The 7,610-nt window shown below is 77.5% G+C and carries 4 protein-coding genes; all 4 read left to right on the forward strand.

The genetic code is table 11. The features are described 5' to 3' along the window. The first annotated feature begins 44 nt into the window (after positions 1-44). The gene (locus ACFV9Q_RS14830) at positions 45-4,436 is read left to right on the forward strand and encodes an SCO7613 C-terminal domain-containing membrane protein (protein ID WP_377235033.1); all 4,392 of its coding nucleotides are present in this window, start codon (positions 45-47) and stop codon (positions 4,434-4,436) included. 73 nt (positions 4,437-4,509) lie between these two features. Continuing rightward, entirely contained in the window at positions 4,510-5,103 is a 594-nt protein-coding gene (locus tag ACFV9Q_RS14835) for a GNAT family N-acetyltransferase (protein WP_377235034.1), read from the forward strand. 34 nt (positions 5,104-5,137) lie between these two features. Further along, the gene (locus ACFV9Q_RS14840) at positions 5,138-6,850 is read left to right on the forward strand and encodes a DNA-3-methyladenine glycosylase 2 family protein (protein WP_377235035.1); all 1,713 of its coding nucleotides are present in this window, start codon (positions 5,138-5,140) and stop codon (positions 6,848-6,850) included. A gap of 69 nt (positions 6,851-6,919) precedes the next feature. Further along, positions 6,920-7,474, forward strand: coding sequence for a methylated-DNA--[protein]-cysteine S-methyltransferase (locus tag ACFV9Q_RS14845; protein WP_377235036.1), 555 nt, complete (start codon positions 6,920-6,922; stop codon positions 7,472-7,474). Positions 7,475-7,610 lie beyond the last annotated feature (136 nt).

Here is a 7,610-nt window from a genome sequence, read left to right on the forward strand (position 1 = left end):
GCCGGGCTGTCCTCGTAGGGTCCGGCTCCGCCAGGCTTCCGCCCATGGAAGAGACGTGGGTACGTCACGCGCTGCGGCGGCTGCCCGACACCGTGTCCTGCCCGGCCTGCGGCGCGACCCTCCACGGGACGGTCTGCGGGACCTGCGCGCTCGACCTGGGCGGCCGGCGCGGGATCGAGGTGCACGAGGCCTCGCTCGCCGTCGAGCGGGCCATCCGCGAGCGACAGCGGGTCCTCGACGAGATGCGCGCCGAGCAGCCCGCGGCGGCTGAGTACGCGCGGCGGGCAGTCGCCGGGTCGGGCCTGGCCGGGTCAGGCCCGGTCGGCTCCGGTGCGGTCGGTTCAGGTGACGCGCGCCCGACGACGGCGGCCCCGGCCGCCCCGGCAGCGGCCGGGACGGCGGGCTCGTCCGGCGCGAACCGCGCGACGTCTGCCGGAGCGACGTCCGCCGGCGCGGTGGCCGCAGCCGGAACCGGTGCCGCGGCCGGCGCCGCCCCGTCGGCCGGCACCGTTGCCGGTCCCGCGCGGCAGCGCAGCACCGTGGCCCTCCAGCCGATCCTCGCCGGGGTCGGCGCGGCGCTGGTCGCCGTCTCCGCGGTGGTCTTCGTGTTCTTCACGCTCGCCGACCAGCTCGTGCTGCGCACCGTCGCGACGCTCGCGGTCACGGTCGCCTCCGTGGTGGCGGCGGCGCTGATGCGCCGGGCCGGGCTGCGGTCGTCGGCGGAGGCCGTGGCGACCCTGGCCGTCGCGCTGGGCTGGGTGTGCGCGGAGCTCGGCCTGGAGGCCGGGCTGCTCGGCGGCGTCGCGCCGTTCCTCGCGCGCGCGGCGCTGCTGGCGCTGCTCGCCCCGGCGCTCGTGCTCCTCGGCAGCCGGCTCCGGGTGCGGTCGTGGGTCGCCGCCGGCGCCGTCGCCGCACCGCTGGTGCCGGTGCTGCTCGCGGCGGGCCTCTCCGACGTCGGCCTGCCCCGGTGGGTCTGGATCCTCGCCGTGGTCGCGACGGGCCTGGTGGCGCACTACGCGAGCGGCGTCCTGCTCCGGGCCGGCGAACGGCTCGACACCACTCTCCGGTGGGAGTCGCGGGTGCTGGGCGTGGTCCGCACCGTCGCGCTGCCCGCGGCCCTGGTCACGACGTTCACGCTGCCCGACGTCGCCCCGCTGCCCTTCGCCGCCTGGTGGGCGGCCGTCGCGGTCGGCGCCGTCGCGATCGGGCACGCCCTGCGGGTGCGGGCCTGGGTCACGACCGGCCTGGTCGCGGCGCCGTTCGCGGCGTTCCCTGCGGCGCTTGCCCTCTCGGACGACGACGGCACACTGCCGTGGGCCGTCACCGCGGGCGCGCTGCTCGTCGCCCTGGCCGCGCTGGCGGGGCCGCCGGTCGCCCGCGTCTCGGGCCCGCGCGTCGGCTCGGCGCTACGGGTGGAGCTCCGGCTGCTGGAGGTGGCCCAGGCGCTGGGGGTGGGGCTGGCCGTCTGCACCGCGTTCCTGGTGCCGCCGGCCGACATCCTCGCCGGGCTCCCCGGGGACGCCGAGACGGCGGCCGTGCTCGCGGTCACCGCCGTCGTCACCGCCGTGCTGCGGCGCGGCACGCATCGCCGCTGGTGGACCTTCGCCGCCGGGGCGCTCGGCGCGGTCGCCGCCCTGTTCCTCACGGAGTGGGCGGACATCGAGTTCCTGTGGGTGCTGCCCGCGGCGGCGGGCGTCGCGTGGGCGGTGCTCGCCGTGACGCTGACCGTGCTGGTCGCCACGCGTGCGCGCGGGCTCGTGCCCGCCGCCCGCACGCGTGCCGACCTGCTGCTCGCGGCGTGGCTCGTCGCGGTGCTCACGGCCGTCCCGGCCCTGTGGCTGTCCGCGCTGCGCGTGCTGGAGGTCCTGACGGGCCCCCTCGGCGCCGCCCCCGCGCGGACGCCGGGCGATGCCCCGCTCGGCGGCCCGTTCCTGCCGGCGGACGAGCGCGGTCTGAACGTGCTCGGCGTGCTCGTGCTGGCCGCCCTGGTGCTGGCCGCGTCCCGGCTGGGCGTCGTGGCGGGCCCCGCGTCGCGGCCGCCGTCGGCCCTGGTGCGGACCGCCCGGGGCCTCGCGCCGTGGGCGACGGTGGGCCTCGCCGTCGCCGCGACGCTGCACGCCCGGCTGGCCGCGGTGACGTCGCTCGCATTGCTGGCGGTCCTCGCCGCCGTGCTGCTGGCGGCGACGGCCGACCCGGCGCGTTCCTGGCGCGGGCTGCGTGCCGTCGTGACCGGCGCGCGGGCCGGGGCCGACGGGCTGCGCCGGGCCACGCGGCTCACGGTGCGGCTCGGCGGCTCCGCGATGAGCCCGCAGGAGGGCCCGACCTGGCGTCCGGCCGCGCTGACCGGGGCCTGCGTCGCCCTCGTCCTGCTGACGGTCGGCTCGTGGCAGAGCCGCCCGACGGTGCTGGTCGCCACCGCCGTCGTCGTGCCGCTGGCGCTGGCCGCCCGCGCGGCCCTGCCGCGCGTCTCGCACCCCGCCCTGGTCGGCGGCGCTTACGCGTACGCGCTGGTCGTGGGCGGTGTCTGGCTGGGCTGGCTCGGGTTCGGCTGGGTCGCCGCCGTGTGCACCGTGTCAGCGGCGGCCTCGCTGACGGCGGTCGCGGTGACCGTCGGCACGCGCGTGGCCCGCACCCAGTGGTTCGCGGTGCTCGGCGTGACGGCCGTGCCGTTCGCGCTCGGGGTGTACACCGTGGTGCTCGACCGCACCTGGTGGTCCGCCGGGGCGGCCGCCGCGATGCTGCTCCTGGAGCTCGTGCTGCTGCTCACCCGGCGGACCGGGCTCGCGCCCGCCGTCCGGGTGCTCGCCGCGGGCCTGGTGCTGCCCACCACCGCGGTGGCGATCGTGAGCGCGGGCGCCATGCTGCTGCCGCTGAGCGGTTCGCCCGTGCTGCTGCCGGTGATCGCGGCGGCGGTCGCCGTCGTCGCGGGCGGCGCGCCGCGCGTGGCCGGCTTCCTCGCCCGCCGGGTGCCGGACGCCGGCGGCGCGGGCGCGCTGGTGCGCGGGATGCTCGAGCTGAGCGCGGTGGTCACCGGCGCGATCACGATCGGCCTGGCCTACGGCCGCCCGGCCGCCGGGCCCGACGTCGCGGTGGCCGTGCTGCTGCTCCTCGCCGTCGGCGCCGGGGTCGTGGCGCGCGAGCCCGACCGCACCCGCGTCTGGTGGGCCGCCGGCGCCCTCGCGACGGCGGCGGCCTGGACCGCGCTGGCCGACGGCGGCGTGCGGCTCGTCGAGGCCTACACCCTGCCGCCCGCCGTCGGCGCGGTGCTCGTCGGGGCGCTGCTCGCCCGGCGGGTCGGGACGCACGGGTGGCGGCTCGTCGCCGCGGGCCTCGTGCTCGCGCTGGTGCCGAGCGACCTGACGCTGGCCCTCGGCGCGACCCCGGGAGACTCGCGCGCCTGGGTCCTGCTGGTGACCGGCCTGGTCCTGACGCTCGCGGTCCTCGCGCTCCGGCGGTGGTCGGTCGTGTCGGCCGAGTGGTCCGCACGGGCCCGGACCCTGCTGGCGGGCGCCGTGCTGCTCGCGGGTGCGGGCCTGACCGTCGAGTCCTTGCAGGTGGCGGGGTCCACGGTCGGTGATCCGGGAGTCCGGTTCGCGACGGGGCTGGGCTGGGCCCTCGCGGCGGGTGCGCTCGCCCTCGTGGCCGTCGGCGGTGCCCGGACGGGCGCGCCGTCGGGCCGCCTGCGGCGCGCGATCGACACCGCGGGCCGCGTCCCTGCGCTGCTCTTCCTCACCGTGGGGGCCGTGGCGAACACCGAGCCGCACTGGGGCGCGATCATCACGCTCTGGGCGCTGGAGGTCGCGCTGCTCGTGCTCCTCGTGGTGGTCGCGCGGCGGTTGCTGCGCGGGCACACCACGGGTGTCCCGTCCTGGGCCGTCTGGATGGCTGCCCTGGCCGCGGGCATCGCGGCCTGGGTGCCGCGGGAGCTGCGGGTCGAGGTGTTCTCCGTGCCGCTCGGCGTGGGGCTCGTCGTGGCCGGCTGCTTCGCGCTCGGCGAGTGGGAGGCGCGCACCAAGGTGGGCGGGCCCGACTCCGCCCGGGTCCCGGAGCGCACCCTGGTGGGCTGGCCCGTGGGCTGGACGGGCTCGTGGGCCCTGCTGGGGCCCGGGATCCTGGCGCTGCTCGGGCCCTCGGTGCTCGCGACCTTCACCGACCCGCAGACGTGGCGGGCCGTGCTCGTCGTCGCCGTGGCCCTGACCGGGGTGCTGGTGGGGTCGCGCCGCGGGCTCGCTGCGCCGTTCCTGCTGGGGGTCTGGGTGCTGCCCGTCGAGGTGCTGATCGTGTTCGTCAGCCAGCTCGGGACCGAGATCTCCGCGGTGCCGTGGATGCTCACGCTCGCGGCGGCCGGCGGGGTGCTGCTCATCATCGCCACCCTGGACGAGCGGCGGACCGAGGGCTACGGGGGTGCGGCGGCGTACCTCCGGGACCTACGGTGAGCGGGTCCCGGCCGCGGGTCCCGGGCTCCGGACACGGCAGCCCGGGGCGCCGCGTGCGTGGTGGGATGGCGCGATGCAGCACGATCTCCGCCTCGCCGCCCACGGCGTCCGCCTCGAACCGCTGACGCGCGACCACGCGCCGGCCCTGGCCGCGCTGGTGGACACCCAGCTCTGGGCCGGCATGACCAGCGCCCTTCCCGGCACCGTCCCCGCGATGGAGGCGTACGTGGACGCCGCGGTCGCGGCGCCCGACCACCTCGCGTTCGTGGTGCTCGGGTCCGACGGCGCGGTGCGCGGCTCGACCCGGTTCTACGAGCTCAACACCGGGCAGCGCCGGGTCGAGATCGGCTCGACGTTCTACGGCCGGGACTGGTGGGCGGGCGCCACCAACCCGGCGTGCAAGCTGATGCTGCTGCGGCACACCTTCGAGGAGCTGGGGCTGCGCCGGGTGGCGCTGCGCTGCGACGCGCGCAACACGCGCTCGCGCGCGGCGATCCTCAAGCTCGGAGCGCAGGAGGAGGGCCGGCTGCGCGCGCACCGCGTGGCCCCCGACGGTTCCGAGGGCGACACCTTGTACTTCTCGATCCTGTCGGACGAGTGGCCCGGCGTCCGCGACGGCCTGGAGGCGCGCCTGACGGCCCTCACTGCCGTGTCCGAATCCCGCTAGCCGTCGCGTCCGGACGGGGCGCAGGATGGTGGGCATGACCGACGTCGAGCTCCGCGATCCCGCGTTCACCGAGCGCTACCGCGCCATCGCCGCGCGTGACTCCCGCTTCGACGGGCAGTTCTACACCGCGGTGCGTACCACCGGAATCTACTGCCGGCCCTCGTGCCCGGCCCGCACGCCGAAGACCGAGAACGTCTCGTTCTACCTGACGTCCGCCGCCGCGCACGAGGCCGGCTTCCGCGCGTGCAAGCGGTGCCTCCCCGAGGCCGCGCCGGGCACGCCCGCGTGGGACCTGCGCCGCGACCTCACGGGCCGCGCCATGCGCCTGGTCGCCGACGGCGTGGTCGACCGCGAGGGCGTGTCCGGCCTCGCACAGCGCCTGGGGTACTCCGAGCGGCAGCTCCACCGGCTGCTGGTCGGCGAGCTGGGCGCCGGGCCGCTGGCCCTCGCGCGGGCGCAGCGCGCGCAGACGGCGCGCACCCTCCTGGTCGGCACCTCGCTGCGCCTGGCCGACGTCGCGTTCGCCGCCGGGTTCGGCTCGATCCGGCAGTTCAACGACACCGTGGCCGAGGTCTTCGGCGCGACGCCGTCGGAGCTGCGCGCCCGCGCCCGGCGCCCGGCGCGGTCGGGTGCGGCCGGCTCACGCGCCGCCCGTGAGATCGGTCGGATGCCGCGAGATCGGTCGGTCGACGGACCGAGCTCAGGTCATCCGACCGAAGTCGCGACGACGGCGGCCGAGCCCGTGCGGATCTCGCTGACGCTGCCCGTTCGGGAGCCGTTCGACGCGCGCGGCGTGCTGGAGTTCCTGGCCGTGCGCGCCGTCGAGGGGGTGGAGTCGGCGGACCTGGGGGTCGGCGTGCTCCGGTACGCCCGGACCGTCCTCCTGCCGCACGGCCCGGCGGCGTTCGAGGTGCGGGTGCCCCGGCCCGGCAGCGGCCGGGTCGACCTGGACCTCGAGCTCGCCGACCTCGCCGACGCGCCGGTCGCCGTCGCGCGCGTGCGGCGGCTGCTGGACCTCGACGCCGACCCGGTCGCCGTCGACTCCTCGCTCGCGGCCGACCCCGTGCTCGCGCCGTCGGTCGGGGCGGTGCCCGGGATCCGGGTGCCCGGCACGCTGGACCCCGCCGAGCTGCTGGTGCGCGCGATCGTGGGCCAGCAGATCAGCGTCGCCGCGGCGCGCACGCACCTGTCGCGCCTGGCGAAGGGCGTGGGCACCCCGTACGTCTCGGCGTTCGAGGGACTCGGTCTGCTGTTCCCGACGCCGCGCCAGATCGCCGGTCCCCCGGCCCCACGGGCGGACGGGCGCGGGCGGGCGGACGGCGCGGTCGCCGACATCGTCGCGAGCAACGGCGTCCCGACACGCGCCGACGTCCCGTCCGCCCAGGACGGCGCCGCCTACCTCCGGCTGCCCGCCCGGACGCTCGCGACCGTGCTCGGCGCGGCCCGGGACCTCGCGGACGGGACGCTCACCCTGAGCGTCGGCGACGACCCCGACGACCTGCGCCGTCGCCTGGTGGCCCGGCCGGGGATCGGTCCGTGGACGGCCGGGTACGTGGCGCTGCGCGTGCTCGGCGACCCGGACGTCCTCATGGACGGCGACGTCGCGCTGCTCGCCGGGGCCCGCAACCTCGGGCTGGTCTCCGCCGAGGAGTCCCGGCCCCACCAGTTCAAGGAGCTCGCCGTGCGCGGCGCGGCCTGGGCGCCCTGGCGCTCGTACGCCGCGATGCACCTCTGGCGCTCCGCCTGACGTGTCGGACCCATAGGTCACCCGGGTGACCTGTGCGCCTGACAGCCCGAACTCTCGGAAGGAAGAACAATGAAGACCACGACCCTCATCACCCCCGACGGCCCCTTCAGCGTCGTCGTCGCGGCGGTGCCTGACGGGGCACTCCCCGCGGGCGAACCGCGGGAGCAGGTGCTCGCCGCCGGCTGGACCGACGACGTCGGCTCCCTGCTCGCGCTGGTCCACCCCACGCTGCGGCCGTCCGCCGTCGGCCAGGAAACGAAGCCGACGGAGAACCCGACGGGGCTGCTCGCCGAGGCCGCGGACGCCGTCCGCGCCTACTACGACGGCGACCACGGGGCGCCCGGGCGTGTCCCGGTGCTCCAGGCGAGCGGGCCCTACCGGACGCACGCGTGGGACGTGCTGCGCGAGGTGAAGGCCGGCGAGCGGCTGACGTACAGCGAGTACGCCGTCCGGACCGGGCGGCCGGCGGCCGTCCGGGCGGCGGCCGGGGCGTGCGCCATGAACGCGGCCGCGCTGTTCGTGCCGTGCCACCGGATCCTGCGCACCGACGGCACGCTCGGCGGTTTCCGCTACGGGCTGCCGATCAAGGAGAGCCTGCTGGCCCGCGAGGCCCCGGCAGCGTGACGTTGCGATCACAGCGTGACGTTCGAGGCCCGGGGTTTTTCTCTTTTCGGGGAGTCGAAAAAGAGGAAACCAGGGCCCTAAAGAGAATGCTCCGTATGCTTCGGTGTTCCTCCCCTCCCAAAACCACCCACAAAAC

This window comes from Promicromonospora sp. NPDC059942 (assembly GCF_042731755.1).
Taxonomy (GTDB): Bacteria; Actinomycetota; Actinomycetes; order Actinomycetales; family Cellulomonadaceae; genus Promicromonospora.